This window comes from Streptomyces sp. NPDC003032, from assembly GCF_053591415.1.
Genome location: NZ_JBSFTT010000001.1, coordinates 1 through 14,187, shown reverse-complemented (window position 1 = coordinate 14,187; position 14,187 = coordinate 1). Strand labels below are relative to the sequence as shown.

Annotated in this window: 16 protein-coding genes and 1 pseudogene; 9 read left to right on the top strand and 8 right to left on the bottom strand. The window is 69.0% G+C overall.

Annotated elements, in window-relative coordinates; translation table 11 throughout:
• The first annotated feature begins 139 nt into the window (after window positions 1-139).
• Window positions 140-3,472 (top strand): S8 family peptidase, encoded by a 3,333-nt coding sequence (locus ACWDZ7_RS00085; protein ID WP_451794129.1) that lies wholly within the window; start codon window positions 140-142, stop codon window positions 3,470-3,472.
• Window positions 3,473-3,518: 46 nt separating this feature from the next.
• Here the strand turns inward: ACWDZ7_RS00085 and ACWDZ7_RS00080 are convergent, their stop codons facing one another.
• A complete protein-coding gene (locus ACWDZ7_RS00080; protein ID WP_451793591.1) occupies window positions 3,519-3,905 on the bottom strand; it encodes a YybH family protein in 387 nt (128 codons plus the stop codon).
• A 25-nt stretch (window positions 3,906-3,930) separates the two neighbouring features.
• Between ACWDZ7_RS00080 and ACWDZ7_RS00075 the strand changes: the two genes are divergently transcribed.
• The 3 genes from ACWDZ7_RS00075 to ACWDZ7_RS00065 are packed head-to-tail and all read left to right on the top strand — an operon-like array spanning window position 3,931 to window position 5,639.
• Window positions 3,931-4,338, top strand: a complete 408-nt coding sequence (locus ACWDZ7_RS00075; protein ID WP_451793589.1) for a winged helix-turn-helix transcriptional regulator — start codon at window positions 3,931-3,933, stop codon at window positions 4,336-4,338.
• Window positions 4,335-4,793 carry an ASCH domain-containing protein gene (locus ACWDZ7_RS00070; protein ID WP_451793588.1) on the top strand — a complete coding sequence of 153 codons (459 nt, stop codon included), beginning with the start codon at window positions 4,335-4,337 and terminating at the stop codon, window positions 4,791-4,793. Before ACWDZ7_RS00075 ends, ACWDZ7_RS00070 begins: the two co-directional genes overlap by 4 nt.
• A 6-nt stretch (window positions 4,794-4,799) precedes the next feature.
• Complete coding sequence (locus ACWDZ7_RS00065; protein ID WP_451793586.1) at window positions 4,800-5,639, top strand: alpha/beta fold hydrolase; 840 nt, start codon at window positions 4,800-4,802, stop codon at window positions 5,637-5,639.
• Here ACWDZ7_RS00065 and ACWDZ7_RS00060 read toward each other — a convergent pair.
• Together ACWDZ7_RS00060 and ACWDZ7_RS00055 are read right to left on the bottom strand one after the other, a co-directional pair.
• Window positions 5,621-6,007 carry a VOC family protein gene (locus tag ACWDZ7_RS00060; protein ID WP_451793584.1) on the bottom strand — a complete coding sequence of 129 codons (387 nt, stop codon included), beginning with the start codon at window positions 6,005-6,007 and terminating at the stop codon, window positions 5,621-5,623. The two genes, ACWDZ7_RS00065 and ACWDZ7_RS00060, sit on opposite strands and share 19 nt — an antisense overlap.
• A gap of 207 nt (window positions 6,008-6,214) precedes the next feature.
• Window positions 6,215-7,276: an NAD(P)-dependent alcohol dehydrogenase gene (locus ACWDZ7_RS00055; RefSeq protein WP_451793583.1), complete on the bottom strand. Its 1,062-nt coding sequence runs from the start codon at window positions 7,274-7,276 to the stop codon at window positions 6,215-6,217.
• A 139-nt stretch (window positions 7,277-7,415) separates the two neighbouring features.
• On the opposite strand from ACWDZ7_RS00055, the gene ACWDZ7_RS00050 reads away from it, so the two are divergent.
• Together ACWDZ7_RS00050 and ACWDZ7_RS00045 are read left to right on the top strand one after the other, a co-directional pair.
• Window positions 7,416-8,375: a helix-turn-helix domain-containing protein gene (locus ACWDZ7_RS00050; RefSeq protein ID WP_451793582.1), complete on the top strand. Its 960-nt coding sequence runs from the start codon at window positions 7,416-7,418 to the stop codon at window positions 8,373-8,375.
• Window positions 8,376-8,571: 196 nt separating this feature from the next.
• Window positions 8,572-8,946 carry a helix-turn-helix domain-containing protein gene (locus ACWDZ7_RS00045; RefSeq protein ID WP_451794127.1) on the top strand — a complete coding sequence of 125 codons (375 nt, stop codon included), beginning with the start codon at window positions 8,572-8,574 and terminating at the stop codon, window positions 8,944-8,946.
• A gap of 18 nt (window positions 8,947-8,964) precedes the next feature.
• On the opposite strand, the gene ACWDZ7_RS00040 is transcribed toward ACWDZ7_RS00045, so the two are convergent.
• The 3 genes from ACWDZ7_RS00040 to ACWDZ7_RS00030 form a co-directional block, all read right to left on the bottom strand.
• On the bottom strand, window positions 8,965-9,576 hold the full coding sequence (locus tag ACWDZ7_RS00040; RefSeq protein WP_451515039.1) for a ClpP family protease: 612 nt from the start codon (window positions 9,574-9,576) through the stop codon (window positions 8,965-8,967).
• 72 nt (window positions 9,577-9,648) lie between these two features.
• Entirely contained in the window at window positions 9,649-10,308 is a 660-nt protein-coding gene (locus ACWDZ7_RS00035; RefSeq protein WP_451793581.1) for a ClpP family protease, read from the bottom strand.
• 73 nt (window positions 10,309-10,381) lie between these two features.
• Window positions 10,382-11,041, bottom strand: a complete 660-nt coding sequence (locus ACWDZ7_RS00030) for a hypothetical protein (RefSeq protein WP_451793580.1) — start codon at window positions 11,039-11,041, stop codon at window positions 10,382-10,384.
• On the opposite strand from ACWDZ7_RS00030, the gene ACWDZ7_RS00025 reads away from it, so the two are divergent.
• A complete protein-coding gene (locus ACWDZ7_RS00025; protein WP_451793579.1) occupies window positions 11,040-11,282 on the top strand; it encodes a hypothetical protein in 243 nt (80 codons plus the stop codon). The genes ACWDZ7_RS00030 and ACWDZ7_RS00025 overlap by 2 nt on opposite strands.
• Window positions 11,283-11,354: 72 nt before the next feature.
• Window positions 11,355-11,711 (top strand): hypothetical protein, encoded by a 357-nt coding sequence (locus ACWDZ7_RS00020; protein WP_451793577.1) that lies wholly within the window; start codon window positions 11,355-11,357, stop codon window positions 11,709-11,711.
• Between the two features lie 56 nt (window positions 11,712-11,767).
• Here the strand turns inward: ACWDZ7_RS00020 and ACWDZ7_RS00015 are convergent.
• A pseudogene (locus ACWDZ7_RS00015) lies at window positions 11,768-11,929 on the bottom strand (peptide-methionine (S)-S-oxide reductase MsrA); the annotation flags it as partial.
• A 32-nt stretch (window positions 11,930-11,961) separates the two neighbouring features.
• On the opposite strand from ACWDZ7_RS00015, the gene ACWDZ7_RS00010 reads away from it, so the two are divergent.
• Entirely contained in the window at window positions 11,962-13,449 is a 1,488-nt protein-coding gene (locus tag ACWDZ7_RS00010; protein ID WP_451793576.1) for a recombinase family protein, read from the top strand.
• Between the two features lie 279 nt (window positions 13,450-13,728).
• Here the strand turns inward: ACWDZ7_RS00010 and ACWDZ7_RS00005 are convergent.
• Window positions 13,729-14,187, bottom strand: a 459-nt coding sequence (locus ACWDZ7_RS00005) for a transposase (RefSeq protein WP_451793574.1), incomplete at its 5' end; no start/stop codon positions are given.

Below are 14,187 nucleotides of genomic sequence, written 5' to 3'. Positions count from 1 at the left end.
GCCGTTTCCTGGCGAAAACCCACCGGCACCAACTCTGCACCTTCCCCCCACTATTGAGCAGATGTTCGACGCTCGGCATACTTCGCTGTCCAAGGAGCGAAGGCTCCTTAACCTCCAGGGGGAGAACTTGCACGGACAAGTGAAGAGAGCGGGCGGGGCCGCCGTCGCCGCGGCGGTCGCCGTGGCACTCGCGGCGGGCATGACCAGCCCCGCGGCCGCGGAGCCGATATCCGTGGGGAACGCGCTCGGCGCGCAGGCGGGTGAGGCCACCGGCAGGAACCACGTCACGCTGATCACCGGTGACCGGGCCGTCCTCGACGCCGAGGGCCGCGTGGTCGGCCTCGACCGCGCCAAGGGGCGGGAGCACATCCCCGTACAGGTGCGGCGCAGCGGCGGGCACACGCTGCTGATACCCGCCGACGCGCAGCGTCTGATAGCCGACGGCAAGATCGACCAGCGGCTGTTCGACGTCACCGAGTTGAACAAGAAGCGCAACCGCGCGGCCCAGAAGAAGGGCCTCAAGCTCATCGTCGGCTACAAGGGAGCCGCGAGCGGCGCCAAGGCCGATGTCCGCTCCGCCGGTGACACCACGGTCCGCAGGACCCTGAAGTCGCTGAACGCCGACGCGGTCACCACCCCGAAGCGGGACGCCGCCGACCTGTGGGCCGCTCTCACCAGCGGCAAGGGCGACACCCGTACCGCCGCCTCCGGCGTCGGCCACGTCTGGCTGGACGGCGTCCGCAAGGCGAGCCTCGACAAGAGCGTCAAGCAGATCGGCGCCGACAAGGCGTGGGCCGCCGGGTACGACGGCAAGGGCGTGAAGATCGCCGTCCTGGACACGGGCGTCGACGCCACCCACGTGGACCTCAAGGACCAGGTGGTCGCCGAGAAGAACTTCACGCCCTCACCGGATGCCAAGGACCGCTACGGCCACGGCACCCACGTCGCGTCCACCGCGGCCGGCACGGGCGCCAAGTCCGGCGGGAAGTTCAAGGGCGTCGCGCCCGGCGCGAAGCTCCTGAACGGCAAGGTCCTCGGCGACGACGGCTACGGCGAGGACTCCGGCATCATCGCCGCCATGGACTGGGCGGCCGCCGAGGGCGCCGATGTCGTCAACCTCAGCCTCGGCGGCGGCGACACCCCCGGTGTCGACCCGCTCGAAGCACAGGTGAACAAGCTCTCCGCCGAGAAGGGCATCCTCTTCGCGATCGCCGCGGGCAACGACGGCGCCCCCGGCTCCGTCGGCTCGCCGGGCAGCGCGGACGCCGCGCTCACCGTCGGCGCGGTCGACGGCAACGACAAGCTGGCGGACTTCTCCAGCCAGGGTCCGCGGGTCGGCGACGGCGCGATCAAGCCTGATGTGACGGCCCCCGGTGTGGACATCACCGCGGCCTCCGCGAAGGACAGTCTCCTGGAGAAGGAGGTCGGCCAGAACCCCGACGGCTATCTGACGATCTCCGGTACGTCGATGGCGACCCCGCACGTCGCGGGCGCCGCCGCGCTGCTGAAGCAGCAGCACCCCGACTGGAAGTACGCCGAGCTGAAGGGCGCCCTGACGGCGTCCACGAAGGGCGGCAAGTACACGCCGTTCCAGCAGGGCTCGGGCCGTATCGCCGTCGACAAGGCCATCAAGCAGACCGTCGTCGCCGACCCGGTGTCGGTGAGCTTCGGTGTGCAGCAGTGGCCGCACGCCGACGACAAGCCGGTCACCAAGAAGGTGACGTACAAGAACCTCGGCAAGGACGACGTCACTCTCGACCTGGCCATCTCCGCCACCGACCCGAAGGGCCGCCCGGCCCCGGCCGGATTCTTCGCCCTCGGCGCGAAGAAGGTGACCGTCCCGGCGGGCGGCACGGCCGCGGTCGACCTGACCGCCGACTCCAAGCGGGGCGCGGCGCTCGACGGCACGTACTCCGCGTACGTCGTCGCGACCGGCGGCGGGCAGTCCGTGCGGACGGCCGCGGCGGTCGAGAACGAGGTCGAGTCGTACGACCTGACGCTGAAGTTCATCGGACGGGACGGCGCTCCGACCAAGTCCTACGACGGTGACCTGGAAGGCATCAGCGGGCTCGCCACCGACAAGTCGTACAACCCGTACGACGAGTCCGGCACCGTCAAGGTCCGCGTGCCCAAGGGCGGCTACGTCCTGAACGGCAGCATCTACGTGGACCCGGCGGACTTCGCCAAGGGCGCCGACTGGATCGCCCAGCCCAAGCTGAGCGTCACCAAGGACACCACGGTGACGCTGGACGCGCGGACGACGAAGCCGGTGGACATCACCGTGCCCGCCGCCGAGGCCAAGATGCAGCTCGCCTCCGCGGACTTCAGCATCGACACGCCGAACGCGGGCTACAGCTTCGGCTGGTTCATGGACTCGTACAAGAACTTCCGCAGCGCCCACCTCGGCCCGCAGGTCACCGACGGCTCGCTGTTCCAGCAGTGGGGCGGGGCCTGGACGGACGGTGACGCCACCGAGTACGACGTCGTCACCGGCGGCAAGGTGAAGCAGGTCGCGACCGGCTACACCAAGCACTTCAAGGCGGCCGAACTCGCCAAGGTGAAGGCGGAGCTCGGCGCGTCGTCCAAGAACAAGAAGGGCGCGCTCAGCGCCATGGGCAACCTGCCGGGCAGCATGAGCGGCTTCTCGATCGGCATCCCGCAGCCGCTGCCCACGACGCGGACGCTGTACCTGTCCACCGCCGACAAGGTGAAGTGGAACCTGGACCTGGAGCAGCACGCCGGTACGAGCCCGGACGGCTGGCCCATCGTCGACGCGGTCTACACGATCGGCGCCCCGCAGACGTTCAAGGCGGGCCAGAGCTACAAGAAGACGTTCAACACGGCCGTCTTCGGTCCGCGCGTCGGCGGCGCCTTCGGCGTCTTCCGCGACGGCAACGAGATCGCGGGCTACCTGCCGCTCTTCGCGGACGGCCAGAACCACGCGGGCTCCTCGCTCTACACGTCCGTGAAGACGACGCTGTACCGCAACGGCACCAAGGTCGGTGAGAACGACGACCCGCTGATCGGCCAGAAGCCGTTCAAGGTGCCCTCGGGCGATGCCGCGTACGAGCTGAAGACGTCCGTGAAGCGGTCCGTGAAGGTGGCCGCGGCCTCCACCCGGATCGACGCGGCCTTCAAGTTCCGCTCCAAGAAGGTGGAGAGCGCGAAGCTCCCCGTCTCCACGGCGCGGTTCAGCCCGGCGGTCGACCTGAGCAGCAGGGCGGAGGCCGGCAAGACCCAGTCCGTGCCGGTCAAGGTCCAGGGCGCGGCGGCGGGGTCGAACCTCAAGTCCCTCTACGCCTACGTCTCGTACGACTACGGCCAGACGTGGAAGCAGGTCAAGGTCACCAACGGGAAGGTGTCCGTGAAGAACCCCGCGAAGGGTGAGGGGATCTCCTTCCACGCCAAGATCACGGACAAGAAGGGCAACAAGTCGACGCTGTCGATCTACAACGCGTACTACGGCAAGTGATTCTGCTACGGCAAGTAATCCTGCTACGGCAAGTGATCCTGCCTGGCTAGTGCGTTGATACCGGTGCGGCGCCGAAGGGACTGTCGATCACGTATCGCCAGTACCCGTCGGCGCCGCGTCGTGCCACGTCCGTGGCCGTGGACCGGACCACGCCGTCGCCGATCTCCCAGTCGACGACGAGCAGCGCGATGTCCTGGGCGACGTGCACGTGCCGGGGCGTCACGGTGATCGGCAGGCCGAGGGCGAGGAAGGGGCCGTTGGCGGCGGCGATCTCCGCGCTGCCGTGCACGGCGGCACCGGTGCCGGGCACGAAGGCGGCCCGCGCCTCGTACAGCTCGCGTACGGCCTCGGGGTCGCCGCTGTTGAACCGCTCGGCGAACGCCGCGGGGACGTCCTCGGCGCGGGTGGGCAGGGACGGGGTCGATATCGTCATGGGCGAGACGGTAGGAGACGGATTCGTGACTCACCGAACGGTAAGCGGCGCCGGTACGCAGGAGCCCCCGGGGCTGCCCGACGACGCGCGGGCCCGCGTCACGGCCCCGAGCCCGGCCTGCCCCGTGGAGATCACGCTCGCCGCCCTGCGCGGCCGCTGGACGACGCTCCTGGTCCGCGAGCTGCTGCGGCACGAGCGGCGCACGTACAGTGAACTGGCCGCCGCTCTCCCGGAGCTGTCCGACAAGGTCCTGACGGACCGCCTCGCGCAGCTCGTCGCCGTGGGCGCCACCGAGCGCACCCGCACCCCCGGCTGGCCCCCGGCGGTCACCTACGAACTCACCGAGCGCGGCAGGCAGCTGGGACCCGTGCTGCAAGCCCTCTGGGACTGGGGTGCGGCGCATCCGCCTCCGCGGATTACTGTGCTCCCATGACCGCCACGCCACCGCCGGACCGCCCGACCGCCCACGCCCCGCTCCCCAAGGCCGAATTCGCCTTTCCGGGGCCCCTGCGTGACCAGCTGGTGGCGGCCATCCTGGACGGTTCCAAGACGTCGACGACGGGGCTGCTCGTCGACTACGAGCGCGGCGGCGACCCGCTGCCGAAGACCGGGGAACGCTCGGTCGTCGTCGACTCCGACGACCGGCCCGTGGGCGTCATCGAGATCACCGGGGTGCGGGTCGTGCCGCTGGCCGACGTGGACCTCGCGCACGCCGAGGACGAGGGCGAGGGGTACACGTCCGTGGCCGCCTGGCGGGCCGGGCACGAGAGCTTCTGGCACAGCGCCGAGACGCGGGCCGCCCTCGGCGACGACGCGTTCACCGTGGACGACACCACCGAACTCGTCCTGGAGCGCTTCCGCCTCGTCGCCGACCTGCGGGACAAGTGACCGGCCGTGCCCTTCGCCGAAGCGGCCGACGGCGCCGCCCTGCACTACCAGCTGCACGGCTCCGGCGAGCCGTTGCTGCTGCTCGCCGGACAGTCCAACGACCACCACTGGTGGGATCCCGTACGGGACCACTTCGCCGCCCGCTTCACGACCGTCGTACTCGACCACCGCGGCACCGGCGAGAGCGACCGCCCCGACACGGACACGTACAGCACCCCGGGCTTCGCCCGTGATGTCGTCGCGGTCCTCGACCACGCGGGCATCGAGCGCGCCCACGTCTACGGCACATCCATGGGTGGCCGCATCGGCCAGTGGCTGGCAGCCGACCACGCGGACCGCGTCGGCCGCCTCGTCCTCGGCTGCACCTCGCCCGGCGGCCCGCACGGCGTCGAGCGCGGCCCCGAGGTCCGGGCGGCCCTGAGCCGGGCCGATCCGGACGCCGTGCGCCGCGCTCTGCTGGAGCTGATGTACACACCGGCCTGGCTCGCCGAGCAGGAACGCGACCGTCCGGGGCGGGAGTTCCACACCCTCGGCGATCCGACCATGCCCGCGTACGCCCGGCGCCGTCATCTGCGGGCCAGCGCCCGCCACGACGCGTGGGACGCGCTGCCGAGGATCAAGGCGCCGACGCTGGTCGTGCACGGCACGGACGACGCGTTCAATCCCGCCGCCAACGCGCCGCTGCTCGCCGCTCGCATCCCGGACGCCAGGACGTTCCTCGTCCCGGGCGCCCGGCACGCGTACTTCGAGGAGTTCGCGGACGTGGCGACCGAACCGGTGCTCGCGTTCCTGTGCGGCGGCGGCGGGGGCGGCGGGAGTGGCCCGGCTTACTCGCCGCTGCCGTAGGGCTTGGTGATGATCTCCAGTATGTGGCCGTTCGGGTCGTCCCAGTAGACGCCCCGGCCGCCGTCGTTGGTGTTGATCTCGTTGACGTGGTGGTGGTGCGGGTCGGCCCAGTAGGTGAGGCCCCGCTCCTTGATGCGTCCGAAGATCGCGTCGAACTCGTCCTCGGATACCAGGAAGGCGTAGTGCTGCGGGACGAACGGGCCGCCGTCACCCTCGTAGAAGTCGAGGGTGACGCCGTTGGGGATCTCCACCGGGAAGAACGGCCCGTACTGCGGCCCCACTTCCAGCCCCAGAATGTCCGCGAGGAACTGTGCCGACGCCTTCTTGTCCGCGGCCGTGACGATCGTGTGGTTCAACTCGATGGACATCGTGTGACCTCCTCGTATGCCTGAACTCGCGGTGTCTTGTGGTGTCCTGTGGTGTCCTGCGGTGACAACGCTAAGTCGGGCCGCCCGCGTGTCGTATCGGTCCCGGGGACCCATGCTCTGGGCCATGCGGACCAGGACCGGGGACGCAGACACGTTCAAGCCACACGGAATCCCGGCGGGAGCCCGCTCGGACCGGCGCGGACCGGCTCAGATCGTCGCGGCGTCGATCACGAAGCGGTAGCGCACGTCGCTGGCGAGCACCCGCTCGTACGCCTCGTTGATCTGGTCGGCGCGGATCAGCTCGATCTCCGAGCCGAGGCCGTGCGCGGCGCAGAAGTCCAGCATCTCCTGGGTCTCCGCGATGCCGCCGATCATGGAGCCGGCGAGGGTCTTGCCGCCGCCGATCACGGAGAAGAGGTTGAGGGAGACCGGCTCCTCCGGGGCGCCGACGTTCACGAAGGCGCCCTCCGAGCGCAGCAGCCCCAGGTACTTGTCGAGCGGCAGCGGCGCCGAGACGGTGGAGAGGATCATGTCGAAGGACCCGGCCAGCTGCTCGAAGGTGATGTCGTCGCTGGTCGCGTAGTAGTGGTGGGCGCCGAGCCGCTCGCCGTCGGCCTTCTTGCGCAGGGACTGCGAGAGGACGGTCACCTCGGCGCCCATGGCGTGCGCGATCTTGACGGCCATGTGGCCGAGACCGCCGAGGCCCACCACGGCGATCTTCTTGCCGGGGCCCGCGTTCCAGCGCTTGAGCGGGGAGTACGTGGTGATGCCGGCGCAGAGCAGCGGCGCGGCCACGTCCAGGGAGAGCCCGTCGGGGATGCGGACGGTGAACGCCTCGTCCACGACGATGTGCGTGGAGTAGCCGCCGTAGGTCGGCTCGCCGTTCTTGTCGAGCGCGTTGTACGTCGCGATGTTGCCCCGCGTGCAGTACTGCTCCAGGCCTGCCACGCAGTTCTCGCACGTACGGCACGAGTCCACCATGCAGCCGACGCCCACGCGGTCACCGACGGAGAACTTGGTGACACCGGGGCCGACCTCGGTCACGACTCCGGCGATCTCGTGGCCGGGCACCATCGGGAAGATGCCCTCGCCCCAGCCGTCACGGGCCTGGTGGATGTCCGAGTGGCAGATACCGGCGTACTTGATGTCGATCAGGACGTCGGACTCGCCGACGGCGCGGCGCGGGACGGTGGTCCGCTCAAGGGGCGCGTCGGGGGCGGGGGCGGCGTAGGCGGAAACGGTGGTGATCGGGGTGATCTGCTGAGTCATGGCTACGACACTGCCAATGACCTGCGACTTCACCCAGACACCCGTTCTGCCTACGTCCAGTGGTCCTACTACTGGCGGGGTCAGGTTCATGGGCGTATGCACGGGGGTGGCGTGCGTACGAGCCGGGATAATGGAACGTATGGACGAGAGCTGTGAGGGCCGCGAGACCCGCGACACCGCAGGGGCCGGGGCCCAGCACCCGCAAGGCCCGACGAGCGGCCCGGTGGCCATGCCGCTGGACGGTCGGGCCGAGCTCAGTGAGTTCCTGCGCACGCGCAGAGCCCGGCTGCAGCCGCAGGACGTCGGACTGCCCAGCTACGGGCGGCACCGCCGCGTGCCCGGCCTGCGCCGTGAGGAGCTGGCCCAGCTCGCGGGGGTCTCCGTCGCCTACTACACCCGCCTTGAGCAGGGCAACGGCCGCAACGTCTCCGTCGAGGTGCTCGACGCCATCGCGCGCGCCCTGCGCCTGACCGACGCCGAGCACGCCCACTTCACGCGGCTCGCGAAGCCGAAGTCCGTGAAGAAGAAGCGGGCCGCGCGCCCGCAGCACATGCGGCCCGCGCTGCAGCGGCTCCTCGACTCCATCGACGGCGTGCCCGCGTACGTCGTCGGGCGCCGCGCGGACATCCTCGGCTGGAACACGCTGGCGGCGGCGCTCTTCGGCGACTGGGGCGAGCTGGCGCCGAAGGACCGCAACTGGGCGCGGATCTGCTTCCTGGACGCGCGCTCGCGCGACCTCTTCGTGGACTGGGACCAGAAGGCGTCCGACACCGTCGGCTACCTCCGTATGGACGCGGGCTGCTACCCCAACGACCCGCAGCTTTCCGCCCTGGTCGGCGAACTCTCCGTGAAGAGCGAGGAGTTCAGGGGCCTGTGGGCCACGCACGACGTACGGGAGAAGGGGCATGGCACCAAGCGCATGCGGCACCCGCTGGTGGGCGATCTGACCTTGGCGTTCGAGACGCTGCGGCTGCCGGACGACTGCGACCAGTCGCTGATCATGTACCACGCGGAGCCGGACTCGGCGTCGGCGCAGGCGCTGCGGCTCCTCGCGAGCTGGGGCAGGGACGCGTCGTCGGTGGGCTCGGCGACGAAGTAGACGAACCAGTCGAACCAGTCGAACCAGTCGAACCAGTCGAACCAGTCGAACCAGTCGAACCAGACGGAACAGACGGACCAGCGGCCTTGCTGAGACCTTTACCCGGTACGGGATTTCGCGGGCGGCGGAACGCCTGGCGCTGCCCCGGTGACCTGATCCCTCCTAGGCTGGCGGAGTGAGCAGCCAAGAGCGGCAGATGCCGAAGCAGAAGCCGGACGAAGCCCGTGTGATTCCTCTGCGGCCGGTCAAGACCGCGCCGACCACTCGGAGCGGGGAGGCCAAGGAGCCCCTCTGGAGGGACGTCGTAGGAGACGTCCTGCGCGGTGAGCGCCTCGCGCAGGAGCGCACCCTCAAGGACGTGGCCGAGGCCGCCCGGATCTCCATGCCGTACCTCTCCGAGCTGGAGCGCGGCCGCAAGGAGGCCTCCTCCGAGGTCCTCGCGGCCGCCGCCCACGCGCTCGGCCTGCGCCTGTCCGATCTGCTCTCCCTGGCCCACGGACGCCTGGCCGGCCTCCCCCGTGCGAGGCCGGCCAGGGCGTCGTACCAGGGCGAGGTGCGCCTGGCCGCGTGACGCGCGGGGCTCGCGTCCTCAGGCGGCGACGGGTGCGACCCGCCTGCTGAGCACCTGATCGGCGAGCCCGTACGCGACGGCCTCCTGCGCGGTGAAGACCTTGTCCCGGTCCATGTCGGCGCGGAGCGTGGCGACGTCGTGGTGCGTGTGCCGGGACAGCACCTCCTCCACCTGGGAGCGAATCCGCAGCATCTCCTGCGCCTCCAGGGCGAGGTCGGACACCGTCCCCTGCCGGCCGCGGCTCGCGGGCTGACCGAGCAGCACGCGCGCGTGGTCGAGTACGAACCGCCGCCCGGGGTCGCCGCCGGCGAGCAGCACGGCGGCGGTGGAGGCGGCCTGCCCCACGCAGAAGGTGGAGATGGGCGCGGAGATGAAGCTCATGGTGTCGTAGATGGCCATGAGTGAGGTGAAGGAGCCGCCTGGTGAGTTGATGTAGATGGCCACCTCGCGCTCGGGGGCGGACGACTCCAGGTGGAGCAACTGGGCGATGACGGCGTTGGCGAAGCCGTCGTCGATCTCCGTCCCGAGGAAGATGATGCGCTCGGAGAGCAGCCGGCTGTAGACGTCGTACGCGCGTTCGCCGCCCTGTGGGGTGCGCTCGATGACGGTGGGGATCGTGTACTGACCCATTGCTGTACTCGCCGCTGTATTCACCGCTGTACCCATCGCTGTGCTCATCGCCGTACTCATTGCCCTCACCCCTCAGATCCCGAGCCCGATACGCCGCTTCGACCCGGCGGGCCGCACGTCCTCCAGGGACTCGACGACGCGGTCGACCATCCCGTACTCCTTGGCCTGCTCGGCGGTGAACCACCGGTCGCGGTCGCCGTCCCGCGAGATCGTCTCCGGGCTCTGCCCGGTGTGCTCTGCGGTGATCCGCTCGACGGCCCTCTTCGTGAATTCCAGGTTCTCGGCCTGGATGGCGATGTCGGCGGTGGTGCCGCCGATGCCCGCCGACGGCTGATGCATCATGATCCGCGCGTTGGGCAGCGCGAACCGCTTGCCGTGCGTGCCCACGCTCAGCAGGAACTGCCCCATGCTGGCGGCGAACCCCATGGCGAGGGTGGCGACGTCGTTCGGGATGAGCCGCATGGTGTCGTAGATGGCGAGCCCGGCGGTGACGGAGCCGCCGGGGCTGTTGATGTAGAGACTGATGTCGGTCTTCGGGTCCTCCGCCGACAACAGCAGCATCTGCGCGCAGACGCGGTTGGCGGAGACCTCGTCGACCTGCGTCCCGAGGAACACGATCCGCTGGTTGAGCAGCTGCGCGGCGAGATGGTCGTCGAACCGCGACGGAGTGGTGTCCCCGTCCTCCCCCCGCGGCCGCGCCACCGTGTCCCAGCCACTGCCGAGTACTGACATCGGACCTCCCTGAAGTACCGCGGCTCCCGACGCCGCGCTGTGCCTTCACTGTTGCCCGACGGGGGCGCGGCCGTCAGGAATCTCGGCTGGCGGCAGATTCGCTGACGGCAGAGGGCCTCGTACCCGGCGGATCGTCACCGGTCACCAGGCGACGCCGCGACTCCGCGCGCACGCGCCTGTTCGTGCAGCTCACGCACCACTTCCAGGAGGACCGCACGTACGTCGTGCCGTGTCCTGCCGCGGGTCTTGACGGCGTGGCAGTTCGGGCAGAGGCGATCATCTGGCTCGGGTGGTCGCGGCCGTCTCCGGCGATCTCCACTATGTGGTCGACCTCCAGCAGGGCGTCCCCGGCGTCCGTCACATCGGCGGGGTGCCCACCGCAGGCGGGGTTCTCGCGGTGCCCCGCGCTGCGGAGGAGTACGGCTCTCCGGGCCGATCCGGAACGGATGGGGTCCCGGGAAACACGCTCGCGCCGCCGACCGCGTCGGGACTCCTCGCGCCGCTCTACGAGGGCGCAGAGCCTGTCGTACCGCGCGGCCAAGGAGACAGGGTCCCCCGCTGCCGCGGACGGCACGGGGATCTGGACGTCCTCCGTCCCGCGCGGCAGATCGTCGGCCACCGACTCGTCGTAGAGACCCACCGCCTCCAGAAGCGGAACCTCGTCGAGGCCCTCGAAGAAGCGATCCGTGATCTTCTGGATCACTTCCACACGGACCTGACCGGAGGTGCGCATGAGGTCGTACAACGGGCGCGCCAGGCCCCCGGTGGGCTGCTGCGCGGCGAACCAACGGCGGCACGGCGGCATCGCCATGCGCCAGCGGGACAGCCCCCTCGTAACCCTGGAGCGTCCACAGCCCGGCGTGGTGGAGCGCAAGGACCGGGTAACCAGGACGCGCACGCTCGCCCCGCAGCCCGAACTCCTCCAGCAGCCCGCTCAGGGCCGCGCTCGTCGCGCCCCAGGGGAGGGTGCGTGACTCGCCGCGGAACGCGCGCCCGACCGCCCAGAGGAGAGTGATCGGCTGATAGAGGCGGGGGCCGGCGGGTCCGTGGGCCACGCGCAGCCGGGCGATGCGGTCGACGAGGTCGTCGGGCGCGGCATCGGTGACCGCATCCTGGGTCACCACCTGGAACCCCAACGAGCCAAGCAGCTTCGCCGCGTGATCGCGTCCGCCGGAGAACTCCGGGGCGGCCAGCGGCACTTGCCCCGCGAGAAACCCGTGGGCGGCACCGACGACCGCTTTCGAGTCGTAGTACCGCCCGTCGACCACCAACAGATAGGCGCGGGACGCCTGGAACCCGTACTGCCGAAGAAACACACTCCGACCGAGTCGGTCGAACTCCTCGACGGCCCACAGGACTTCCGCTCTGCCTATGTCACTCAGCGCCATGGCGCCACGATATGACGCGGCCGCCCGATACGCGGGTGGGCCGATTCGGGGCGGGTCGGTTCGAGGACCGGTCAGCTCTCGCTCGGAGCCGGAGCGATCCCCGTCGGGCAGGCCCGGCCCCAGTTCGTCTCCGACGGGGTGTCCAGGAGGGCGCCCGTGCCGCCGATGCCGCAGTAGCCGTCGGGGTTCTTGGCGAGGTACTGCTGGTTGTACCTCTGCTCTTCGGGCAGTATTAGAACTGCCCGACAGGCAGGGGGAGTTCGGCGTGATCAAAGGTGATCAGTTAGTCCCGGTGGTGGCCTACGCGAGGATCTCGGCTGACCTGGAGAGGGACGGCCACGGGGTCGAGGACCAGCACAACGTCAACGACGAGACTGCGGCAGCGCTCGGCCTGAGGATCGTTCACTACTACACAGACAACGATCTCTCGGCAGCGAAGGCCGCTGTCGTGCGCCCTGACTTCGAGGGGATGTTGCGGACCCTCAAGGCCGGACAGCTCCCGGACGGCCAAGAGGTACGTGGGGCGGTCGTCGTGGCGGATGACCGACTGGTGAGGCGGGTCGGTGACTACGAACGGTTCGTGGACGCGCTGACGTACGAGGATGGGCGGGTCTATGCGGACGCCAAGGGGCTCAAGGACCTCTACAACGAAGACGTTGAGTCCATGGGACTGTTCGGGGTCGTTATCGCGAAGGCGGAAGTGCGCAAGATCAAGCGGCGCACGCGACGTTCACACCGTCGCCGTGCCGAGCAGGGGATTCCCGTTGGCGGTACGCGGCCGTTCGGTTGGAAGGCGGACAAGCGGACGCTTGATCCGGAGGAAGCCGACCTGTTGGCCAAAGCGGCGCGCGAAGTGATCGCGGGAAGGTCGCTTCACTCCATCCTTGCCGAATGGAGTGATGAGGGTGTGCGGACCGTTCACGGGAACGTGTGGCGAAGCCGATCGCTGAAACTAGCTCTCTGGAATCCTCGTTTGTGCGGATGGCGAAAGCATAACGGCGATCTGGTCAGAGATGCTGGCGGTGTCCCAGTAGTGGGGCAGTGGGAACCCATCATCACGCCGAAAGAATGGATGGCAATCGATGCCCTCTTTTCTGCTCGGCTTGGCCCAAACGTCAAGGCCGATGGAGCAATCACCGACTATCGGACTCCCTCACATCTTCTGACTGGAATTCTCCGATGCGGAAAGCCGAAGGCGGACGGGCAGATCTGCAACGCTCCTTTGAGGGCGAGCACCAGGGCAGATCTCTCAGGCGGGTACCTCTATCAGTGTCCGAGTCGGTCCATGGGCGGTTGTGGGGGCAGTGCCCGTAATGGAACCAAGGTGGATGAGTACATCACGGAGGCTGTACTCGCGAAGCTGGAGGGGCGTGCCGCTGTCAAGAGTGAGACGGACTCTGTGTGGAGTGGAGAGGGCGAGCTCAATCGGTTGATGGCCAAGCAGAGGAAGACGTTGCAGGCGTGGCAGGAGGACCGGATCTCGGATGAGCTGTTCTTCCCTGAGAACCACAAGATGGAGTCCCGAATCAAGGATCTGCGCAAGGAGCGTACGCAGCATGCCTTGCGCGTTCAGAGGGCTTCGGTGGTGACTGAGGACGTTCGGGGGCAGTGGGAGTCAGGCAGGCTCGATATGGCGCAAAAGCGCGCGCTCATTCGCGAGGCGCTTCACGCTGTGATCGTCCGGCCCGTGGGCGGAGGGGGTAGGCGCCCGTTCAATCCTGACCTACTCGACCCCAAGTGGACCGAGGGATAGAGCACATGCAGATGAAGGGGGCGCAACTCTTAGAACCCCCTCCATCTGGTAGTTAGCCGAGTCGGCGTGGCCGATGGCCCTTATGGTGGATTCGCTTCCGTCACATTCATCGATTAGGTCGATTAGGTCGACGCCGAGAATCGTTGATATGTGACGCCAACGCTCTTCGCTCCAAGCTGGTGCTTTGGCCGCTTGCGCCTTCCCCCATTCCCGAGGGTTCGGGTGAGTCATTCTCTCCACCCCGACCCCTCACATACTGACCTTGAATGCGTGATGTCGTCATGGTGGCTGGCGTCGGAGGCCGGTGCCGGTGAGGCAGCCGTCGAGGATGTTGTGGCGGTACTGGAGCTGGCGGAGGCCGCGTCGGACGGCAATGATCAAGTCATCGGGGCTGGTGAAGGCACGGTTAGCCACGGTGGTGCGTCGTAGGACGGACCAGATGCCTTCGACCGGGTTGAGGTCGGGTGCGTGGGACGGCAGTTGGAAGACAGTGAGCCAGTCGCGGTCGGCGATGTAGCGGAGCATGCCGGCGGTGAGGTGGGTGTTGAGGTTGTCCCAGACCAGCACAATCGGACCACCAAGCTGCTGGTGGGCGGTCTGGATCAGGTCGCGGTAGTCCTTCCAGGAGAAGCTTTTGCGCCCATCGGGCCGGGCATCCGGGCAGGGCCGGTAGATCAGCCGCGAGAATGCGCCGGCTTTGTAGCAGGCCAGGGCGGCCACCGATAAGCGGCGACGGGA

Bases quoted from the DNA above. Each gene is read 5' to 3' on its own strand.
- ACWDZ7_RS00080 (WP_451793591.1), bottom strand. From the start codon at position 3,905: ATGACGATATCGACCCCGTCCCTGCCCACCCGCGCCGAGGACGTCCCC.
- ACWDZ7_RS00070 (WP_451793588.1), top strand. From the start codon at position 4,335: ATGACCGCCACGCCACCGCCGGACCGCCCGACCGCCCACGCCCCGCTC.
- ACWDZ7_RS00060 (WP_451793584.1), bottom strand. From the start codon at position 6,007: ATGTCCATCGAGTTGAACCACACGATCGTCACGGCCGCGGACAAGAAG.
- ACWDZ7_RS00055 (WP_451793583.1), bottom strand. From the start codon at position 7,276: ATGACTCAGCAGATCACCCCGATCACCACCGTTTCCGCCTACGCCGCC.
- ACWDZ7_RS00050 (WP_451793582.1), top strand. From the start codon at position 7,416: ATGGACGAGAGCTGTGAGGGCCGCGAGACCCGCGACACCGCAGGGGCC.
- ACWDZ7_RS00045 (WP_451794127.1), top strand. From the start codon at position 8,572: ATGCCGAAGCAGAAGCCGGACGAAGCCCGTGTGATTCCTCTGCGGCCG.
- ACWDZ7_RS00040 (WP_451515039.1), bottom strand. From the start codon at position 9,576: ATGGGTCAGTACACGATCCCCACCGTCATCGAGCGCACCCCACAGGGC.
- ACWDZ7_RS00035 (WP_451793581.1), bottom strand. From the start codon at position 10,308: ATGTCAGTACTCGGCAGTGGCTGGGACACGGTGGCGCGGCCGCGGGGG.
- ACWDZ7_RS00025 (WP_451793579.1), top strand. From the start codon at position 11,040: ATGAGGTCGTACAACGGGCGCGCCAGGCCCCCGGTGGGCTGCTGCGCG.
- ACWDZ7_RS00030 (WP_451793580.1), bottom strand. From the start codon at position 11,041: ATGCGCACCTCCGGTCAGGTCCGTGTGGAAGTGATCCAGAAGATCACG.